An 18039-nucleotide genomic window follows, 5' to 3' on the forward strand; every position below is an offset into this window, starting at 1 on the left:
GAGGTGATCGGGTGACGTCGATCGCGGATCAGCCGGACCAGAAGAAGAAGCAGCTCGCCGAGCGGCCGTCGGTCGTGGCGGTCAAGGACGTGCTGGACCGGCCGCTGACGTCGTACCACATCGTGCTCGGTGCGACCGGCCTGCTGCTGGTGCTCGGGATGATGATGGTGCTGTCCGCATCCAGCGTGCTGTCCCTGCGCGCGAACGGGAACAGCTACACGATCTTCGTCCGGCAGCTGATCTGGGTCGGCGTCGGTCTGCCGATGGCGTACGTCGCCTCGCGGATGACGCCGCGGCACTTCCGCATGCTCGCGTACCTCGCGCTGCTCGGGTCCATGTTCCTGCTCGTGCTCACCTACGTCCCGGGCCTCGGCGTCGGCGTGAAGGGCAACACCAACTGGCTGAACCTCGGCGGTCCGCTGCAGATCCAGCCGAGCGAGTTCGCCAAGCTGGCGATGGTGATGTGGTGCGCGGACCTGTACGCCCGCAAGGAGAAGCTGCTCACCCAGTGGAAGCACCTGCTGGTCCCGATGGTGCCGGTCTGCGGCCTGGTGATCGCGCTCGTGGTCGGGCAGCACGACCTCGGGACGGCGCTGGTCCTGATGGCCGTGATGATCGGCATGATCTGGATCGTCGGGGCGCCGACCCGGCTGTTCGTCGGGACGATCGCGGTGGTCGGCGCGGTGGCGACGTACTTCGTGAACGCGGAGAAGTACCGGATGGAGCGGGTCACGTCGTTCCTGGACCCGTTCACGGACCCGTCCGGGGTCGGCTGGCAGGCATACCACTCGTTCTACGCGCTCTCCACCGGTGGCTGGTGGGGTGTCGGGATCGGCAACAGCCGGCAGAAGTGGGGCAACCTGCCGGAGGCGCACACCGACTTCATCTTCTCGGTGATCGGCGAGGAGCTCGGCCTGGTCGGGTCACTCACCGTGCTCGCCCTGTTCCTCACGCTGGCCTACGCCGGGGTCCGGATCGCGACCCGGAACACCGAGCCGTTCGTCCGCTACGCGGCGGCCGGGATCACCGTCTGGATCATGGCGCAGACCCTGGTCAACCTGGGTGCCGTGATCGGACTGCTACCCATCGTGGGTATCCCGCTCCCGCTTTTGTCGTACGGTGGTTCCGCACTGCTGCCGACGCTGATCGCGATCGGCATGCTGCTGTCCTTCGCGAAGGCGGAGCCCGGCGCGCAGGCCGCCCTGAAAGAGACCCGGCGGTCACGCTTCGGCTGGCTGCCCTCGCGCGGATCCTGAACAGTCGTGAACGAGTGAACACGCGGGAGCGTTGAAAGCTGTGCCCAGCATCGTCCTGGCCGGTGGCGGTACCGCCGGCCACACCTCACCCCTGATCGCCACCGCCGACGCCCTGCGCCGGATCGATCCGACCGTCGAGATCCTCGCCCTCGGGACCGAGCGCGGCATCGAGACCCGCGTCGTACCGGAGGCCGGCTACCGGCTGGAGCTGATCCCGCCGGTGCCGCTGCCCCGCAAGCCCACGCCTGCACTGCTGGCCGTGCCGGGGAAGATGCTGGCCTCGGTCAGCGCGGCCCGGAAGGTGCTGGACGAGGCCAAGGCCGACGTCCTGGTCGGCTTCGGCGGTTACGTCTCCACCCCGGCGTACGTCGCCGCCTGGCGGCGGAAGACGCCGATCGTCGTGCACGAGGGCAACGCGATGCCGGGGATCGCGAACAAGTTCGCCGCCCGCTACTGCACCCAGCACGTGAAGACCTCGTTCCCCGGCACCGAGCTGCCGCACGCCGAGTACGTCGGCCTCCCGATCCGCCGGGCCATCTCGACGCTCGACCGGGCCGCGCTGCGGGCCGAGGCGCGCGCGTTCTTCGGGCTGGACCCGGACGCGCCGACCCTCTTCGTCACCGGCGGCTCCCAGGGCGCCCAGCAGATCAACCAGGCCGTCTCCGGCGCCGCCGCGGACCTGCAGGCGGCCGGGATCCAGGTCCTGCACGCGATCGGCCCGAAGAACACCCTCGAGGTGCCGCAGACAGGTGGGTACCCGTACGTCGTGCTGAACTACGTCGACCGGATGGACCTCGCGTACGCCGCCGCCGACCTGGTGGTCTGCCGCTCGGGCGCGAACACGGTCACCGAGGTGTCCGGTGTCGGCCTGCCGGCGGTCTACGTTCCGCTGCCGATCGGTAACGGTGAGCAGCGGCAGAACGCCAAGCCCGTGGTCGATGCGGGCGGCGGCCTGCTGGTCGACAACCCCGAGATGACCGCGGACTGGATTCGCGCGCACGTGCCGCAACTTCTGCACGACCGCGAGCGTCTGACAGCCATGTCCACAGCTGCGAGCGGTGTGATCCGGACGGATGCCGATGACCGATTGGCGCGGATCATCCTGGATGTGGTGAGGTCTGCTTCGTGATCGTCACCGCTCCTGACACGTTGCTGCCCGCGGAGAAGCTGGGCCGGGTGCACTTCGTGGGTATCGGCGGCGCCGGCATGTCCGGTATCGCCCGCATCATGGCGTCCCGCGGCATCGAGGTCTCCGGCTCCGACGCCAAGGACGGCAAGGTGCTGTCCGCGCTGCGCGCGCTCGGCGCCACCTGCTGGGTCGGTCACGCCGCTGAGCACGTGAAGGACGCCGACACGGTGGTGGTGTCGACGGCGATCCGCGAGACCAACCCCGAGGTGGTCGCCGCCCGCGAGGCCGGGATCCCGATCCTGCCCCGGGCCGCCGCGCTCGCCGCGGTGATGGTCGGCCGCCGGACGCTCGCCGTGGCCGGTACGCACGGTAAGACCACGACGACGTCGATGCTGACGGTCGCGCTGCAGCACTGCGGCGCGGACCCGTCGTACGCGATCGGTGGCAACCTGAACGAGTCGGGCTCCAACGCCCACGACGGCACCGGCGACCTGTTCGTCGCCGAGGCGGACGAGTCGGACAGGTCGTTCCTGACCTACTCGCCCGAGGTGTCGATCGTCACGTCGGTCGAGCCGGACCACCTGGACAACTACGGCGACGAGGCCAGCTACCGACAGGCGTTCGACGAGTTCTGCGGGCGCGTGCTGCCGGGCGGCTTCATGGTGATCTGCCACGACGACGCCGGCGCCCGCCGGCTGGCGACGTACGCGCGGGAGCGTGGCATCGACGTCCGGACGTACGGCGAGTCGCACGACGCGGACCTGCACGTCACCGAAATCACGGCGACCGGGGCGACGCAGTCGTTCGTCCCGGTCTACCGCGGGCGGCGGCTGCCGATGGTGCAGCTGCAGCAGGCGGGCAAGCACAACGCGCTGAACGCGTCGGCGGCGCTGACGGTCGGTCTCGGGCTCGGGTTCTCCGCGGCCGACCTGGCCGAGGGGCTGGCGTCGTTCACCGGCACCGGCCGGCGGTTCGAGTTCAAGGGTCTCGAGGACGGGGTGCGGGTCTTCGACTCCTACGCCCACCACCCGACCGAGCTCGCCGTCGACCTGACCGCGGCCCGCACGGTGGCGGGGGAGGGGCGCGTGATCGCCTGCTTCCAGCCGCACCTGTTCAGCCGGACCCGGATCTTCGCCAGCGAGTTCTCCGAGGCCCTCGCGCTGGCCGACGAGGTCGTGGTGATGGACGTGTTCGCGGCCCGCGAGGATCCGGAGCCGGGTGTGACCGGGGCCCTGATCGCGAACCACGTGCCGCTGAAGCCGGACCAGGTCCGGTTCGAGCCGTCGTGGTCCGCCGTACCGCAGCTGGTCGCGGACCTCGCCGAGGCGGGCGACCTGGTGGTCACGCTGGGCGCGGGTGACGTGACGCTGATCGGGCCGGAAGTCGTTGGCCTGCTGGCCGAACGTGCTGCTGCCCGCGAGTCTGCGCCGGAGCCCGCCGAGCCTGTGGTTTCGTAAAAGGGTGGGGTTCTCTGCATGACCCAGAGCGTCGATCTCGCTCGGGCACAACAGCGGTTCGCGCGCCGGCAACGGCTGGTGCGGTGGCGGAGCTGGCTGCCGTGGGCGGTCGGTGGTGGCCTCGTCCTGCTGGCCGGCGTGGTGGTCTGGCTGTTCTACTTCTCATCCGTCTTCGCGGTTTCCGGTGTCCGGGTGAGCGGCGCAGACACGGTGCCGGTGGCAACGATCGAGCAGACCGCGGCCGCACCGATGGGTACGCCGCTGGCGAAGGTCGACCTGCGGTCGATCGCGGACCGGGTGCGGACCTTGCCGGCGGTCGCGGACGCGCAGGTGACCCGGTCCTGGCCGAACAAGGTCACGATCGTCGTCACCGAACGGGTTCCGGTCGTGGTCGTCACCGACGGCTCGCGGTACGAGCTGGTGGACGCGACCGGTACGTCGTTCAAGACCGTGCCGAACCACCCGGCCGGACTGCCCGAGGCCAAGGTGACCGGCGTCCGGCGCGACGTCACGATCCATTCGGTGGTGACGGTTTCGGCCGCGTTGCCGGACACGCTCCGGGCCCAGGTGAGCTCGATCTCGGCGGCGTCGCCGGACTCGATCACGCTGAACCTGGGATCGGGGGTGAAGGTCGTTTGGGGCAGTTCCGATGACAGTGCGCGCAAGGCCGGGGTACTGAGCGTGCTGATGAAGCGTTCGGCGCAGGTGTACGACGTCTCGGCGCCCGATCTCCCTGTCACCAAAGGGGAAAAGAGGTGACGGGTCACATCACGGTGCGCGCGCGGCGAGGCGCGTGGACTTTGGCCGGAAGCGTCCCGTACCGTGCGTCGTAATCTAAAGTTGACATAAGTCTAAGCATCCACTTGAGGTTCAGTCTTTTCGCTGGACAACGGGAAACGAACGAGGCGAGAGGCGCGGACGTGGCGGCACCGCAGAACTACCTGGCACTCATCAAGGTCGTCGGCATCGGCGGGGGCGGCGTGAACGCCGTCAACCGGATGATCGAGCACGGTCTGAAGGGCGTTGAGTTCATCGCCATCAACACCGACGCGCAAGCGCTGTTGATGAGCGACGCGGACGTCAAGCTCGACATCGGCCGCGAGGAGACCCGCGGCCTGGGCGCCGGGGCCAACCCGGCGATCGGGCAGAAGGCCGCCGAGGACCACGCCGAGGAGATCGAGGAGGCGCTGAAGGGCGCCGACATGGTCTTCGTCACCGCCGGTGAGGGCGGTGGCACCGGCACCGGTGGCGCGCCCGTCGTGGCCCGGATCGCGCGCTCGCTGGGCGCGCTGACCATCGGTGTGGTGACCCGGCCGTTCTCGTTCGAGGGCAAGCGGCGCGCGACCCAGGCGGAGGACGGCATCGCCACCCTCCGCGAAGAGGTCGACACGCTGATAGTGATTCCGAACGACCGCCTGCTGACCATTTCCGACCGCGCGGTCTCGGTGCTGGACGCGTTCAAGCAGGCCGACCAGGTGCTGCTGCAAGGTGTTTCCGGTATCACCGACCTGATCACCACACCGGGCCTGATCAACGTCGACTTCGCGGACGTCAAGGCCGTCATGTCGAACGCCGGCTCCGCGCTGATGGGCATCGGCTCGTCCCGCGGCGAGGACCGCGCGGTGGCGGCGGCCGAGGCAGCCATCTCGTCTCCGTTGCTGGAGGCAAGTATCGAGGGTGCGCACGGCGTGCTGCTGTCGATCGCGGGTGGGTCCGACCTGGGCCTGTTCGAGATCAATGAGGCGGCCCAGCTGGTCTCCGAGTCCGCGCACACGGACGCGAACATCATCTTCGGCGCGGTCATCGACGACGCCCTCGGCGACGAGGTCCGGGTCACGGTCATCGCCGCCGGCTTCGACGGAGGCATGCCCAAGCGCCGCGAGCAGGCGATGAACCAGGCCCGGCCGCAGACCTCGCGGCCGGCCCCCCAGAGCTACTCGGCGCCGATGTCGGTCAACCCGTCGGTCCAGCAGTCCGGCCAGCCCGCGACCGCCCCGACCCAGCAGCCACCGCAGACCCAGCCGGCCCAGCCTGCGCAGCCGACCCCCGCCCAGCCGACGCCTCCCCAGCAGGCTGCCCCAACGCAGTCGGTCCCGGGTCAGCAGCAGGGTTCGACGCCGCCGGTGCCTTCGTCCACCCCGACGGACGACACCGTCCCGGTGCCGGCACCCACCGAACCACGCACAGGTACGACGAACTCGGCCCGTCCGCAGGCCGGCGACCCGGTCCGCACCGTGCAGTCCGGCCAGCCGCCGCAGTCGGCCCCGCATGCTCCGGCCTCGCCGACCGCTCCGAACACCCAGCACTCGTGGCCGACGCACGGGCCCAGCGGCTCCACCAGCGGTAACACCGGGGGCGCTGGCACGGGCACGCCGAGCGCAAACCGTCCGGCGAAGAAGCCGGAGCCCGAGGAGGACCTCGACATCCCGGACTTCCTCAAGTAGTCCGCACCTGAACGCCCCGGTCACCCGACCGGGGCGTTCTGTCGTTTACTGAGCACGTGGCCTCGCTCAACTCCCTGCTCCGGCTCGGCCCCGCACTGGCACCCCGCAACACCGCCGTCCGCTCGGCGGTCTGCGTCGTCCTGGCCGTTGGCGTCGGCAGCCTTGCCGGGCAGCCGCTGTTCGGCATCGTCGGCAGCCTCGGGGCACTGGCCGCGCTGTACGCCGGTGGATCGGCCCTGCAGGCTGCACGCGTGGTCGCACTCGTCACGCTCGGCCTTGCCGTCTCCGTCCTGGTCGGCGCCAGCACAGCCGGCCATCCGTGGCTGGGCGTAGTCGTCGTCGGAGTGTGGGCCCTCATCGTCACTCTCGTCTGCGAGCTCGTTGCCTGCCCGCTCCCGGGCCGGCTGATGTTCGTGCTCGTCGCCGCGGTGGGCATCGGACTGCCCAGCGGGAACACCGGCCGCTATGCGCTCGTGGTGCTGGCGACCGGCGCGGTGGCCGTCGTCCTGACCGCGCTGGACCAGTGGCGGACCGGCGCGCCCGCGATCCCGGCGTACCACTGGCTGCTGACGGCGACCGAGGCGGCGTTGGCCGACAGGTCGCAGTTCGATGAGTTGCGGCATGCGCGGGAGCGGGCAGCCGTCGTGACCCGCAGTACCGACGCCGAGCGCCGCGCCGTACGGGAAGCTGCCGCGGCCTGGGACACGCTCGACGCTCGGGCCGAGCAGCTCGCGCAGGACGTGATCGCTGGATCGCGCTCGGAGGAGGAGTTGGCGGCCGAGGTCCGCCAGTTGTCGGTTGCGGTAGACGGTAAGGACCACGGGTAGCCTTTGGTTGTGTTCGGCTACGACGAGATTCTCTCCGCCGCCCGGGTCGCGTTCACCGATCGCTTCGGTGGTGCCAGCCAACCGCCGTACGGCGAACTCAACCTCGGTGGGTTGGGTGAGGACCCCGACCGGATCGGCGAGAACTACCGCCGGATCGCCGACGCCTTCGAGGTCCGTCCGGAAGCAATTGTTCGAGTCAGCCAGGTCCACGGCCGCGACGTGCACGTCGTCATGCCCGGCGATCAGCTCCCGCTTGCCCCGCAGCCCAAGGCCGACGCGTTGGTCACCACTCGCACCGACGTGGTGCTCGCCGTCCGCGCCGCGGACTGTCTGCCCGTGCTGCTGTTCGGTGACGGGGTGATTGGTGCGGCCCACTCTGGACGCAAGGGCATGTACGTCGGCGTCGTACCGGCAACGGTCGAAGCCATGCAGGAGCTCGGCGCCACGGACATCACCGCCGTACTCGGACCGTATGCCTGTGGCAAGTGCTACGAGGTGCCCGCCGAGATGCGGGCCGAGGTCGCCGAGCGGGTCCCGGCGTCGTACTCCGAGACCAGTTGGGGTACTCCGGCGCTCGACGTCGCCGCCGGGGTGAAGTCGCAGCTGGCCGAGCTCGGGGTCGAGGTGATCGACGCGACCAGGTGCACGATCGAGTCGGACGACCTGTACTCCTACCGTCGCGAAGGACCCGAGAGCGGCCGGATGGCCGGACTGGTCAAGCTGGCCACGCCATGACCACTCGCGAGGAGGAGCTGCGGGTCAAGCTGGCCGAGGTCCGCGAGCGGATCGAGAAGGCCTGCCAGGAGGCCGGGAGAAGGCCGGACGAGGTCACCCTTGTCGCGATCACCAAAACCTTCCCAGTCAGCGACATACGGGCGCTGGCGGCCCTCGGAGTCCAGGACGTCGGCGAGAACCGCGAGCAGGAGCTGAAGGCGAAGGCCCCCGACTGCCCGGACCTCACCTGGCACTTCGTCGGGCAGCTGCAGTCGAAGAAAGCACGATCGGTCGTGCGGCACGCATCGGTCGTGCACTCGGTCGACCGGTCCTCGTTGGTCGAGGCGCTGTCGAAGGCCGCGGTCGCCGAGGAGAAGACGTTGCGTTGCCTGATCCAGGTCAGCCTCGCGGCGTACGGGTCCGACGACGCCGCGACCGGGGCGTCGCGCGGTGGCGTCGAGCCGGCCGCCGTACCCGAACTGGCCGCTGAGATCGCGGCGGCCGACGGGCTCGAGCTCGGGGGAGTGATGGCCGTCGCACCGCTCGGGGCGGACCCGGCCGAAGCGTTCACCGGCCTGCAGGACGTAGCCTCCCGGCTACGCTCCGATCATCCCGGCGCCGGCTGGATCTCGGCAGGTATGACGGGCGACCTCGAGGCCGCGATCGCGCACGGGGCGACACACGTTCGGCTCGGGCGTGCATTACTCGGTACGCGCCCTCCGCTGGGCTAGTGTCGACATCGAGCGGGTTTGCTTCCTGCTCACCAGAAGTTGTCGTCGAACCGGGATCGAGGGGCTGGAGGGCCATGAGCGGCGCACTGCGCAAGATGGGTGTGTACCTCGGCTTGGTCGAGGACGGGGAGCGCTACAACGCGCGGTACGACGACGAGTACGACGACGAGTACGAAGAGTACGAGGAAGACGCCGTCGACGGGGACTCCCACGAGACCGAGCCGGTACCCGCCGGCCGGGAGAGCCGCGAGTCCCGCGACCATCGCGAGGACCGCCCGGACCGTTCGGACCAGGGTGGCGGCACGGTCAGCAAGTTCCCAGAGCGACGCGGTGTCGCGCCGTCCCCGGAGGTAACCGAGTTGGCCCGCATCACCACCGTGCACCCGCGCAGCTACAACGAGGCGCGGGTCATCGGTGAGCACTTCCGTGACGGCACGCCCGTCATCATGAACCTGACCGAGATGGACCACGCGGACGCCAAGCGGCTGGTGGACTTCGCCGCCGGGCTGATCTTCTGCTGCCGCGGCTCGATCGAGCGGATCACCACGAAGGTGTTCCTGGTCTGCCCGCCGAACGTGACGGTGGCCGCCGAGGAGAAGGAGAAGATCGCCGCCGACGGGTTCTACAACCAGAGCTGAGGCTCTGGTTGGTTGCCGCCCTTCGGCCGTCTTCTACACTCATTGACGACATGGATGCTCTAGCGCTGGTCCTCGGGATTCTCAGCTGGGTGCTGCTCGCCTTCTTCCTGGTGCTGGTGGCGCGGTTCGTACTCAGCCTCATCGTCATGTTCGCGCCGCAGTGGCACCCCAAAGGGCCGTTGCTGCTGTTCTTCGAGCTGATCTACTCCGTCACGGACCCGCTGCTGCGGCCGCTGCGCCGGATCCTGCCCCCGATCGGGGCCGGCGGGGTGCGGATCGACCTGTCCATGCTGATGCTGTTCGTCATCGTCTCGGTGGCGATGTCCGTGAACAACGTGGCCCTTCGGTCGTTGTGAGGGTGAGATGTCGCCCGCTGGGTAGGTAAGGTCTCGAACAAACACGGGGCTGCCGGACCGTTGTCGCCCGCCCGGATTCCGTCATAAGACAACGAAGCGATAACGTGATCTACTGAGTCGCCGATGGTGAAGGCCACGGGGACTCCGCCAAGACACAGACAAACGAGGTGAAAGATGCCGCTGACGCCGGATGACGTCCGCTCGAAGCAATTCACGCCCGTCCGACTACGGGAGGGCTACGACGTCACAGAGGTCGACTCCTTCCTCGACGAGGTGGAAGCCGAGCTCGAGCGACTTCTCGCCGAGAACGAGGAGCTGCGGGCCAAGCTCGCGGCGGCGCAGCGCGCGGGGGCCGAGCAGGCCGCCCAGCGGCCGGTGGTCGACCAGACCGCCGCCCTGCCGCCCGTCGTGCAGCAGCCGAAGCCCCCGGTCGTGGTCGAGAAGGTCGAGGAGCCCAAGCCCCCGGTGGTGGTTCCTGGTGTGGCCGCGGCGGCCGGCACCGTTGGTGACGCCTCCAGCTCGGCCGTGCGGCTGCTGGAGATGGCCACCAAGCACTCCGACGACCTGGTCCAGGAGGCGAAGGACACCGCCGACAAGATCATCGGCGAGGCCCGCGCCAAGGCCGAGCGGCTGGAGAACGAGGCCCGCGGCAAGGCCGACCGGATGACCGGTGAGGCCCGCGCCCGCGCCGAGAAGCTCGACGGCGAGATCGCCGAGCGTCGTGCGCAGATGCTCGGCACGCTGGAGAAGCAGAAGGGCCAGCTCGAGCGCACGATCGACGACCTGCACGCGTATGAGCGCGAGTACCGCAGCCGCCTGAAGACGTACTTCACCGAGCAGCTGAAGGCGCTCGGCAACGGCGACGACACGCTCAGCCCGCGCAACGGCTTCCGCCCGGAGGCCCGCGCCCAGGCTCACGGTCACGGCGTTTAAAGAACCAGACACCTCGAGAAGGGGCGGTGCTTCCGGCGGCACCGCCTCTTCGGCATGTCTGGACATGTTTGACTGAGGGTCCTGTCCTGGTGACAGGCTGTCAGGGCCAGACGCCAGGCTCCTTCCGGCCGCTGAGGGTTTCCACATCAGCCAGTCGCAGCCGGTAGGGATTCAGTTTCAGGAGTGCGGGTGATTCCCCGGCCGGTCCTTCGGGGAACACACTCCAGAAGTCGTAACCGAGTGGCGCCGGAGCGTCGCGGTACAGCTCCCACACTCGTTGCCGGGTCGCCACGTCGCTGACCCACTCCGCCGCGCAGTCCGCGATGGCGACCTCGTGACCGGGCTCCCAGTAGCCGCAGCTCAGGTACGGGCTGTGCGCCAGGTGCCGCACCTTGATCGGCGTCGCACGGGTGACGACCCACCCCATCAGCTCGCCCTCCAGTTCCCAGATCGGGTGCAGGATCCGGCTCCGCGGCCGGTTGTCCGGTCCGACCGTCGCCACGCTGCACCACACGATCCGGTGCGCCCTCTCCACGAACTCCTTTTGCACAACCATGGTTGTGTATTCTAGCGGCATGGAACTCGATCTGTCGCTGGTCTCCTTGTTCGCCGGCTGGGCGCTCGCCGATGAGGTGCAGCGCCGGCTGACCCTGGAAGGCTTCGGGGACGCGCGGTTCGCCGACGGGGTGGTGTTCCAGCATCTGGTCGGTGGGCCCGTGACCATCACCACGCTCGCTGAGAAGCTGGGTGTCACCCAGCAGTCAGCGTCCAAGACGGTCGCCGATCTCCAGACCCGCCGGTACGTCGCACGCCGTACCGACCCGGACGACGCCCGGGCCAAGCAGGTGCACCTGACCGACCATGGACACGCGGTGATCGCCGCCGCCCGCAAACACCGAGCAACCATCGACCGCGAACTCCGCAACTCGTTGGGCGACCAACAAGTAGAGGAAGCCCGGCAACTACTGTCCGAGGTCATCGACCGGCTCGGCGCGAGCCCGGCTCTGCGGGCCCGCGCCGTCCGGCCACCTCGTTAGGCCTCGTCAGGCCTTGGTCAGCCAGTAGGTGAGTTGGAGGTCTTCTTCGGTGCCGGTGGCAACGTCGGCGGACTCTGACGGGGCCGACTGGGTCAGCTCGACGGCGAGGACCTCGCGGGCGATCTCGTCGGCGTGCTTGCCGAGGGCATCGGTCAGCTCGGTGTCGGTCGAGGTCAGCCAGACCTTGATCCGGTCCGACACCTCGAGGCCGGCGTTCTTCCGGGCCTCCTGCAACGTCCGGACCACCTCGCGGGCCAGCCCGGCCTGCCGCAGCTCCGGCGTGACCTCGAGGTCGAGGGCAACGGTCTCGCCCTGCTCGTTGACCACCGACCAGCCTTCCTTCGGCCGCTCGGACAGCAGCACCTCGGCCTCACCGACCTGGACGTCCTCGCCGTCGACGACGACGGTCGCCGTCCCCGACTCCTTCAGCGCGGCCGCGAGTCCGGCAGCATCGGCCGCGGCGATCGCGGCCGCGACCACCGGCGTCTGCTTGGCGAACCGCTTGCCGAGCTCACGGAAGTTGCCCTTGGCCGAGAACTCGACCAGGTCCGCACCCGCCGAGGACAGCGGCGCGACCGTGCCCACGTTGAGCTCGTCGGCGATCTCCTGCAGCAGCTCGGGGGAGAGGTCCGCGATCGCGGCCGACCCGACCAGCGCCCGGGCCAGCGGCTGCCGCGTCTTCACCTTCGCCTCGGCGCGGGCGGACCGGCCGAGCTCGACGACCCGGCGCGCCATCGACACGTGCTGCGCGAGTACGTCGTCGACCAGCGTCGCGTCGTACGTCGGGAAGCTGCTGAGGTGGACCGACTCGGGCAGCTCGGGCGTGACCGGACGGAACACGTCCTGCCAGACCCGCTCGGTGACGAACGGCATCAGCGGCGCCAGCACCCGGGTGAGGACGTCGAGCGTCTCGTGCAGAGTGGCCAGCGCGCCGGCGTCACCGGCCCAGAACCGGCGGCGCGAGCGGCGGACGTACCAGTTCGAGAGCACGTCGACGAACGAGTTGATCAGCAGACCGAGCCGCTGCGTGTCGAACTCGGCGTACGCCTCGTCGGTGTCGCGGACCAGGCGGTGCGTCTCGCTCACCAGCCAGCGGTCCAGCACCGAGCGGTCGGCCACTGCCGGCGCGTCGGCCGGCGACCAGTCCGCCAGCCGCGCGTACAGCGCGTGGAACGCGACCGTGTTCCAGTAGGTGATCAGCACCTTCCGGACGATCTCGTTCAGCACGTTCGGCCCGACGCCGCGCGCCTTCCACGGCGAACCGGACGCCGCCATGAACCAGCGCACCGCGTCCGCGCTGTGGTTGTCCATCAGCGAGATCGGCTCCAGGATGTTGCCCAGGTGCTTGGACATCTTCCGGCCGTCCTCGGCCAGGATGTGCCCGAGGCAGACCACATTGCGGTACGACGACTCGTCGAAGACCAGCGTGCCGACGGCCATCAGCGTGTAGAACCAGCCGCGGGTCTGGTCGATCGCCTCGGAGATGAAGTCGGCCGGGTAGGTCTGCTCGAACTTCTCCTTCGAGCCCTCCACCCAGGGGTAGCCCCACTGCGCGAACGGCATCGAGCCCGAGTCGTACCAGGCGTCGATCACCTCGGGCACCCGGTGCGACTCCGCGCCGCAGGTCGGGCAGTCGAAGGTGATGTCGTCGACGTACGGCCGGTGTGGGTCCGACCCGCTCAGGTCGCGGCCGGCCAGCTCGCCCAGCTCGGCCAGCGAGCCGACGCAGACCTGGTGGTCGTCGGCGCAGCGCCAGATCGGCAGCGGCGTACCCCAGAAGCGGGACCGGGAGACGGCCCAGTCGATGTTGTTGCGCAGCCAGTCGCCGTACCGGCCCCACTTGACCGAGTCGGGGTACCAGTTGGTCTTCTCGTTCTCCCGGAGCAGGGCGTCCTTGACCTGGGTGGTGCGGATGTACCAGGACGGGAGGGCGTAGTACATGACCGGGGTGTGGCAGCGCCAGCAGTGCGGGTACGGGTGCTCGTACGGCACGTGCTTGTAGAGCAGGCCGCGGTCCCGGAGGTCGTTGACCAGGTCCTCGTCGGCCTTCTTGAAGAACTGCCCGCCGACCAGCGGTACGTCGGCGTTGAAGTGACCGCTCGAGTCGACCGGGTTGACCACGGGCAGGTTGTAGGCGCGGCCGACCGCGAGGTCGTCGGCGCCGAACGCGGGGGACTGGTGCACCAGACCGGTGCCGTCCTCGGTGGTGACGTACTCCGCCAGCACGACGTAGTGCGCCGGCTCCGGGAACTCCACCAGCTCGAACGGCCGCTGGTAGGTCCACAGCTCCATCTCGCGGCCGACGTACTCGTTCGTCACCGTCCAGCCCTCGCCGAGCCGGTCCAGCAGCGGCTTGGCCACGACGAGCGACTCGGTGCCGTCCGTGGCAACGACGTACTCGACGTCGGGGTGCACGGCGACCGCGGTGTTGGACACGAGCGTCCACGGGGTCGTCGTCCAGACCAGCAGCGACGCCTGGCCGGCCAGCGGACCAGAGGTGAGCGGGAAGCGCACGTAGACCGAGGGGTCGACGACCGTCTCGTAGCCCTGGGCCAGCTCATGGTCGGACAGACCAGTGCCGCAGCGCGGGCAGTACGGCGTGATGCGGTAGTCCTCGACCAGCAGGCCCTTGTCGTGGATCTGCTTGAGCGACCACCAGACGGACTGGACATACTCCGCGTCCATCGTCCTGTACGGGTGCTCGAGGTCGACCCAGTAGCCCATCCGGACGGTCAGCTCGTTGAACGCGTCGACGTTCCGCAGCACCGACTCACGGCACTTGGCGTTGAACTCGGCGATGCCGTACGCCTCGATGTCGTTCTTGCCGCTGAAGCCGAGCTCCTTCTCGACCGCGACCTCGACCGGGAGGCCGTGGCAGTCCCAGCCGGCCTTGCGCTCGACCCAGAACCCCTTCATGGTCCGGTAGCGCGGGAACACGTCCTTGAAGACGCGGGCCTCGATGTGGTGCGTGCCGGGCATCCCGTTCGCGGTCGGGGGACCCTCGTAGAACGTCCACGGCTGTCCGCCGGCGGACAGCTCGAGGCTCTTGGCGAAGGTGTCGTGCTCGTCCCAGAGGGTGAGCACCTCCCGCTCGAGCGCGGGGAAGTCGACCTGGGCGGGCACCTGCCGCCAGGGGGTACGTGGGTTGTCTGCCGCCATTGCTCCGTCGTCCTTCGTCGCCACTGACCTGCGGGACGAGGGACGAAGCACCGGCTCGGCGCCGGTACCGCGCGGTACCACCCTCCTTGGTATCCCTCTGCGAGATACCCACTTCCTTTTGCTGCCGCTGCCGGTTCTAATAGGTCCCTTACAGACCGTTCTTCCGGCGGCTCCGGGGTGATAGCCCCATCACTGCCTTGCGGATCGCGGTTGTCAGTGTACGGCGTCGTACCAGCTGACTACGAATCGTTAATCGTTCTTGGGGGAGTTGCCGATGAGCCGACTGAAACGTTCGGTGACATAGCGTAGTCGCTGAGACAGGGCTGCGACGCGCGGAACATCGAGCGGACTTGAAGAACCGACTACCGTATGTCCACGGTCTGCGCGTCGAGTGGCACGTGGGTACCACGTGGCCTACTGTCTTGCGACCAGTCCGCTTCAGTCTCCGACGAAGGCAGGGGGTAGCTGACCATGGCTACATCGGCTCCCAAGAAGTCCGCCCCCCAACGCTCCGCCGCGGCCAAGAAGAGTGCCGCCCCAGCGACGAACGAGCCCGCCAAGAAGGCCACGGCTCGCAAGACGACGGCGCACAAGGCTACGGCTCACCAGGCCACAGCCGGCAAGGCCCCGGCCCGCAAGGCGCCGGCGAAGAAGACCACCGCGGCGAAGAAGCCCGCGGCCACGAAGGCTCCGGCCAGGAAGACCCCTGCCAAGCAAGCTCCGACGAAGAGGGTGGCCATGAAGACGAACGAGAACAGGACCCCGGCAACGGCGCCGGCGAAGTCCGCAGCACACACGGCCGAGACCTTCAAGGTGAAGCCGGGCGAGGACCCGTGGACCGCTGCCGAGCTGGCCGAACTGCGCACGGAGCTCGAGGGTGAGGTCGACCACCTCAAGGAGGAGATCCGCGACGCCGAGCAGGAGATCGCGGGCCTGTTCCGGGACGGCAGCGACGGCGCCGGCAACGACCAGGCGGACGTCGGGTCGACCACGCTGGAGCGGTACCACGAGCTCACGCTGGCCAACAACGCCCGGGACATGCTGAACCAGATCGAGTTCGCGCTGACCCGGATCGACGACGGCACCTACGGCATCTGCGAGAACTGCGGCAACCCGATCGGCAAGGGTCGGCTGCAGGCGTTCCCGCGTGCGACACTGTGCGTCTCATGCAAAGAACGCCAGGAACGCCGCTGAACGACCCCACTCCAGCAGGGGCTCCGGACTCACCAGAACCGGCCGACACCCCGTCGGCCAGTTCTCCGCCGTCCTCGCCGGGCAGGTCCTGGAAGTGGATCGGCTTGTTCGGTGGGGTCGGGATCCTGATCCTGCTGCTCGACCAGCTCACCAAAGCGCTGGCGCTGGCTCAGCTGACGCCGGGCGAGCCGGTGAACGTGATCGGGACGCTGCTCAAGTTCAACCTGATCCGGAACTCGGGCGCGGCGTTCAGCCTCGGCGCCGGTTACACACCGTATATCAGCGTGGTGCAGATCGTGGTGGCGGTCGGGGTCGTGTACCTGTCCCGGCGGCTGGGGTCGGCGGGGTGGGCCGTCGCGTTCGGGCTGCTGTTCGGCGGGGCGCTGGGGAACATCATCGACCGGATCTTCCGTGAGCCGTCGGCCTTCCACGGGCACGTGGTCGACTTCCTGCAGACGCCGCACTGGGCGATCTTCAACGTCGCGGACATGGCCGTGACGTCGGCCGCCGCGCTCCTGGTGATCCAGACGCTGCGGGGCATCCACCTCGACGGCACCCGGGAGCAGCGGAAGTGAGCTCCCGGACCGTGATGGTGCCGGACGGCCTCGCGGGCGAGCGGCTCGACGCGGCACTGTCCCGGCTCTTTGGTCTCTCCCGGACGAAGGCCGCCGAGCTGATCGAGTCGGGCCTGGTCCAGGTCGACGGCAGCACCGCCCTCAAGTCCGCCCGCGTCGCCGCCGGCGTGATGCTCGACGTCGAGCTGCCACCTCCGCCCGGCGAGGTCACCGTCGTACCGGAGACCGTGGACAACCTGCGGATCGTGTACGACGACGACGAGATCATCGTGGTCGACAAGCCCGTCGGCGTCGCCGCGCACCCCTCACCCGGCTGGACCGGGCCGACCGTCATCGGCCATCTGGCCGGTGCCGGCTTCACCATCTCGACCAGCGGCGCCGCGGAGCGCAAGGGCATCGTGCACCGCCTCGACGTCGGCACGTCCGGCCTGATGGTGGTCGCCAAGACGGAGTACGCGTACACCGTCCTCAAGCGCGCCTTCAAGGAACGCACGGTCAAGAAGATCTACCACGCGCTGGTCCAGGGCCACCCCGACCCGTTCACCGGGACCGTCGACGCCCCGATCGACCGGCACCCGCACCACGACTACAAGTTCGGCGTCGTCGCGGGCGGCAAGCCGAGCGTGACCCACTACGAGACCCTCGAGGCGTTCCGCTACGCGACCCTGCTCGAGATCACCCTCGAGACCGGCCGCACGCACCAGATCCGCGTCCACATGTCGGCGATCGGCCACCCCTGCGCGGGCGACCTGACGTACGGCGCCGACCCGATCCTCGCCGAGCGCCTCGGCCTCACCCGCCAGTGGCTGCACGCGATGCGGCTGGGCTTCAACCACCCCGGCACCGGCGAGTACGTCGAGTTCACCTCGGAGTACCCCGAGGACCTCGACCACGCCCTGGACCTACTCGTCGACCCGTGAAGCTCCGCTCGGCGGCGATCGTCACCGTCGCCGCGCAGGGAGTCTTCATCGTCGGAACTGTGGTCGGCGGCGCCATCGAGGGACACGGGTACGACGCACGCCGGCACGACATCAGCGATCTGGCGGCAGTCACCGCCCACCATGCGATTCTGGCCCGCCTCAGCCTGGGTATCGCGGGCGCGGTCACGATCGCCTTCGCACTCCTGGTGCTGCGGCCGGCGCTGCGCACTGCCGATGGCCACGAGTCCATCGGCGCCTGGCTGGTTGCCCTGTCCCTTGCCGGCTGGGACAACCTCAGCGACGCATTCTTCCGACTCGACTGCCGCGCCGCGGACGTAGGCTGTGTCTCCTCAGCCTCCTTCGAGTCCTGGCACGCCAAGGTGCACCTCGCGTCGTACCTGATCGCAGGTGCGGCGACGGTCATCGCGCCGTTCCTGCTTGCCCGCCGAATGCGCAGGGTCGACGCCTGGCGCAACCTGGCCGGCCCGACCCGCACCGCCGGTTTCGTCATCATCGCCGCCCTGGCCACCACCGCATTCACCGCCGGCACCCCGATCCAAGGCTGGACCCAACGCCTCGCCCTCTTCCTGATCTCCCTCTGCGTCATACCCCTCGCCGTCCATGAGGTGAATGCCTCATGACGTCGTGGTGCTTCGGCGCGACGCTGCG

General features: G+C 69.2%; 18 protein-coding genes. 16 read left to right on the forward strand and 2 right to left on the reverse strand.

Translation table 11 applies throughout. The features are described from left to right. The first annotated feature begins 11 nt into the window (after positions 1-11). The 11 genes from ftsW to AB0E69_RS36990 all read left to right on the forward strand — a co-directional run bounded on the left by ftsW (position 12) and on the right by AB0E69_RS36990 (position 10485). The gene (ftsW, locus tag AB0E69_RS36940) at positions 12-1256 is read left to right on the forward strand and encodes a putative lipid II flippase FtsW (protein ID WP_360157502.1); all 1245 of its coding nucleotides are present in this window, start codon (positions 12-14) and stop codon (positions 1254-1256) included. 40 nt (positions 1257-1296) lie between these two features. After that, complete coding sequence (gene murG / locus AB0E69_RS36945) at positions 1297-2385, forward strand: undecaprenyldiphospho-muramoylpentapeptide beta-N-acetylglucosaminyltransferase (RefSeq protein WP_360157505.1); 1089 nt, start codon at positions 1297-1299, stop codon at positions 2383-2385. Continuing rightward, positions 2382-3842, forward strand: coding sequence for a UDP-N-acetylmuramate--L-alanine ligase (gene murC / locus AB0E69_RS36950; protein ID WP_360157508.1), 1461 nt, complete (start codon positions 2382-2384; stop codon positions 3840-3842). Before murG ends, murC begins: the two co-directional genes overlap by 4 nt. 18 nt (positions 3843-3860) lie before the next feature. After that, positions 3861-4601, forward strand: coding sequence for an FtsQ-type POTRA domain-containing protein (locus AB0E69_RS36955; RefSeq protein WP_360157511.1), 741 nt, complete (start codon positions 3861-3863; stop codon positions 4599-4601). A 104-nt stretch (positions 4602-4705) separates the two neighbouring features. Beyond that, positions 4706-6286 (forward strand): cell division protein FtsZ, encoded by a 1581-nt coding sequence (ftsZ, locus tag AB0E69_RS36960; protein ID WP_360157514.1) that lies wholly within the window; start codon positions 4706-4708, stop codon positions 6284-6286. 56 nt (positions 6287-6342) lie between these two features. Then, positions 6343-7113 carry a hypothetical protein gene (locus tag AB0E69_RS36965; RefSeq protein ID WP_360157518.1) on the forward strand — a complete coding sequence of 257 codons (771 nt, stop codon included), beginning with the start codon at positions 6343-6345 and terminating at the stop codon, positions 7111-7113. Between the two features lie 9 nt (positions 7114-7122). Beyond that, entirely contained in the window at positions 7123-7848 is a 726-nt protein-coding gene (gene pgeF / locus AB0E69_RS36970) for a peptidoglycan editing factor PgeF (RefSeq protein ID WP_360157521.1), read from the forward strand. Continuing rightward, positions 7845-8558, forward strand: coding sequence for a YggS family pyridoxal phosphate-dependent enzyme (locus AB0E69_RS36975; protein WP_360157524.1), 714 nt, complete (start codon positions 7845-7847; stop codon positions 8556-8558). Before pgeF ends, AB0E69_RS36975 begins: the two co-directional genes overlap by 4 nt. Before the next feature lie 74 nt (positions 8559-8632). Beyond that, positions 8633-9196 (forward strand): cell division protein SepF, encoded by a 564-nt coding sequence (gene sepF / locus AB0E69_RS36980; protein ID WP_360157527.1) that lies wholly within the window; start codon positions 8633-8635, stop codon positions 9194-9196. A gap of 50 nt (positions 9197-9246) precedes the next feature. Then, positions 9247-9552, forward strand: a complete 306-nt coding sequence (locus AB0E69_RS36985) for a YggT family protein (protein WP_360157530.1) — start codon at positions 9247-9249, stop codon at positions 9550-9552. 174 nt (positions 9553-9726) lie between these two features. Then, positions 9727-10485: a DivIVA domain-containing protein gene (locus AB0E69_RS36990; RefSeq protein ID WP_360157533.1), complete on the forward strand. Its 759-nt coding sequence runs from the start codon at positions 9727-9729 to the stop codon at positions 10483-10485. Between the two features lie 100 nt (positions 10486-10585). Here AB0E69_RS36990 and AB0E69_RS36995 read toward each other — a convergent pair whose 3' ends face one another. Then, positions 10586-11041, reverse strand: coding sequence for a pyridoxamine 5'-phosphate oxidase family protein (locus AB0E69_RS36995; RefSeq protein WP_360157536.1), 456 nt, complete (start codon positions 11039-11041; stop codon positions 10586-10588). Positions 11042-11060: 19 nt separating this feature from the next. Here AB0E69_RS36995 and AB0E69_RS37000 point away from each other — a divergent pair, with 19 nt between their 5' ends. Next, complete coding sequence (locus AB0E69_RS37000) at positions 11061-11522, forward strand: MarR family transcriptional regulator (RefSeq protein ID WP_360157539.1); 462 nt, start codon at positions 11061-11063, stop codon at positions 11520-11522. Between the two features lie 6 nt (positions 11523-11528). Here the strand turns inward: AB0E69_RS37000 and ileS are convergent, their stop codons facing one another. Further along, positions 11529-14681 (reverse strand): isoleucine--tRNA ligase, encoded by a 3153-nt coding sequence (gene ileS, locus AB0E69_RS37005; RefSeq protein ID WP_360157542.1) that lies wholly within the window; start codon positions 14679-14681, stop codon positions 11529-11531. 471 nt (positions 14682-15152) lie between these two features. On the opposite strand from ileS, the gene AB0E69_RS37010 reads away from it, so the two are divergent. From AB0E69_RS37010 to AB0E69_RS37025, 4 genes are read left to right on the forward strand one after another with little or no spacing between them, the layout of a single operon-like run. Beyond that, positions 15153-15875: a TraR/DksA C4-type zinc finger protein gene (locus tag AB0E69_RS37010; RefSeq protein ID WP_360157545.1), complete on the forward strand. Its 723-nt coding sequence runs from the start codon at positions 15153-15155 to the stop codon at positions 15873-15875. Next, positions 15848-16450, forward strand: a complete 603-nt coding sequence (gene lspA, locus AB0E69_RS37015) for a signal peptidase II (RefSeq protein ID WP_360157548.1) — start codon at positions 15848-15850, stop codon at positions 16448-16450. Before AB0E69_RS37010 ends, lspA begins: the two co-directional genes overlap by 28 nt. A gap of 14 nt (positions 16451-16464) precedes the next feature. Beyond that, complete coding sequence (locus AB0E69_RS37020; RefSeq protein ID WP_360157678.1) at positions 16465-17370, forward strand: RluA family pseudouridine synthase; 906 nt, start codon at positions 16465-16467, stop codon at positions 17368-17370. Next, complete coding sequence (locus AB0E69_RS37025) at positions 17367-18011, forward strand: DUF998 domain-containing protein (protein WP_360157551.1); 645 nt, start codon at positions 17367-17369, stop codon at positions 18009-18011. The genes AB0E69_RS37020 and AB0E69_RS37025 overlap by 4 nt, the downstream gene beginning before the upstream one ends. The last annotated feature ends 28 nt before the right edge of the window (positions 18012-18039 follow it).

This window comes from Kribbella sp. NPDC026611 (assembly GCF_040638345.1).
Taxonomy (GTDB): domain Bacteria; phylum Actinomycetota; class Actinomycetes; order Propionibacteriales; family Kribbellaceae; genus Kribbella.